The sequence below is a fragment of the Oleiphilus sp. HI0043 genome, assembly GCF_001634935.1.
Window position 1 is genome coordinate 1 of the sequence record NZ_LWEY01000342.1, and the last position, 1,434, is coordinate 1,434.

General features: G+C 45.1%; 1 protein-coding gene and 1 pseudogene. One reads left to right on the plus strand and one right to left on the minus strand.

Annotated elements, in window-relative coordinates; genetic code table 11:
- On the plus strand, positions 1–336 hold a 336-nt coding region (locus A3729_RS04845), incomplete at its 5' end, for a GGDEF domain-containing protein (protein ID WP_156497670.1).
- 623 nt (positions 337–959) lie between these two features.
- Here the strand turns inward: A3729_RS04845 and A3729_RS32230 are convergent.
- Positions 960–1,434 (minus strand): annotated as a pseudogene (locus A3729_RS32230) (type IV pili twitching motility protein PilT); the annotation flags it as partial.

The following is a 1,434-nucleotide window of genomic DNA, read 5'->3' on the forward strand; positions in this document are numbered from 1 at the left end:
CAGGCCGTTGCTACTGAGCTCTCAACACAATTGCGCTTTCCTACCGACCTAGCCGCTCGATATGGCGGAGAAGAGTTTTGCATCGTGTTACCTCAAACGGGGCTAGAGGGAGGAATCGTTGTCGCTGAGCGAATTCGAAAACGTATCGATCAGCATGTCATTGAAGCTGAGGGTTTTGATCAAGCTGTCACCGTAAGTATCGGTGTTTATTCTACGATACCTGAAAAAACAGATACAGCTAAGCATCTCTTGGAAAATGCAGATAATGCGCTTTATTCTGCAAAACGAAATGGCCGAAACCGTGTGGAAAGCTATCAAACGAAGCATCAGCAATAATAAAGATTAGTTATTACAGATATGTACTTAGGAGAGTAGGAACTATAACCCGCCCCTTTCGCCATGTCGTCTAAAAACGTGCCTGGGCTTTTACTTTGCGATGAGCTCAATCAGGTAAAAATAGCCTAAACATCATTCTAAATATTGGGGTCATAAATATTGGGGTCAGAGTAACATTCACTCATATCCATGTCCGCAATGTCGTGACTGCTAGTATAAACTTGGGCTTATGTCAGAGGCAGGAAGGTGAAGATAGCAGGCTTCGAGAAAGGTAGCACTCTGTGTTCTTTTCGTTAGTCCACCACATGCAGGTTTGGCTGAATAATCTCTATCTTGATAGGGTGCGCCGCGCGCACCGGCGAAGATTGTGCCCTTCGCTGCCAGAAGGTTCCACCATCAGTATGACTCTGCTCCGTGCTAGCCCGCTTGCGAGCCGTGGAAGGCTCTGCTTACTGGTTAGGGGGTTACCTCAATTTATGTTTGTTTGAGCCACAGGGTTCAGCGGTGCGCATGGCGCACCCTATTAGAGTTGTCTGAGTATTAAATGCGGACATTCATGCCTAAGCAACCCTGTCACGCTGGGCCTAAACGCTATTTTAAAACTATAGGCCGAGTTCGGACCATTAAAATGAAGGCGAAGGAAAATCATCCTCGGGTTCGTCCTTCTTAATTTCTTCAAGGCTTAATTCCAAAGCGCTGGACGTGACCATGGTGTCTTTAGACGGTTCACTTGAATCCCCTTCTCCACCATTCGAGTCATTTAGCTTGATCTTCAAGCGAAGGTTATTAGCAGAGTCAGCGTTCTTAATAGCTTCTTCAAGAGATATTTTGCCTGCTTTGTGTAGATTGAATAAAGCGGTATCGAATGTTTGCATCCCTAAACCTTGGGATTTTTCCATAATTTCCTTTATGCCTTCAATCTCTCCACGCAAGATTAATTCGCTGATAGTTGGCGTTCCTAAGAGAATCTCAATGGCCGCCGCACGCTTTCCATCTACTGTTGGTATTAGACGTTGAGAAATAAATGCACGCATATTCAGTGCTAAATCATTGAGTAGCTGAATACGTCGGTCTTCAGGGAAGAAGTTGATAATTCGG